Genomic DNA, 528 nt, shown 5'->3' on the forward strand with positions numbered 1-528 from the left:
AAATGAAGCTTTTTAAAATAGCTTGTTCCTTTAACTTCTAGCTCTTCAATTAGTAAAGTTTCACTAGTAAGGCTAACTATTTTATAGAAATACTCTTTATTATTTTTTTGGTTCTTTATTTTTAATACCTTCTCTTCAAGGTTCAATTCCCACATTCCTATTGAAGATCTTCCATCGGATAGCTTAAGCTCAAATATATTATTGTTCATAAATATCATTTGCCTTCCTTTATATACTTTTTCAATGGTAGAATGATTGACTTCAGGCAAACTATTAAACACTTTTTTAACATCAGCCTCCATTAATGCTGAAGTAGAATTATAATCCAGTTCCCATTTTCCTAACAATTTACTACTATGAATCTGAGCAATGCCTGAATAATAATTGAAAAACAAAGTCAAAATTGTAAAACGTATAAATGTATTTTTCATAAATATTTTTTATTGATAAATAATTTTTTATTGATTCTTGTAATGATATTCGTTAGCGGAAAGAATCTTACCGTCTTGATTCTTGACTTGTTTTAAA

The 528-nt window shown here is 26.9% G+C and carries 1 protein-coding gene; it reads right to left on the reverse strand.

Features of this window, described 5'->3' with window-relative positions; genetic code table 11:
• The coding region (locus tag FEM21_RS16045; RefSeq protein WP_035662756.1) for a hypothetical protein at positions 1 to 431 on the reverse strand (431 nt) is incomplete at its 3' end.
• Positions 432 to 528 lie beyond the last annotated feature (97 nt).

Source organism: Flavobacterium seoulense (assembly GCF_000695795.1).
Taxonomy (GTDB): domain Bacteria; phylum Bacteroidota; class Bacteroidia; order Flavobacteriales; family Flavobacteriaceae; genus Flavobacterium; species Flavobacterium seoulense.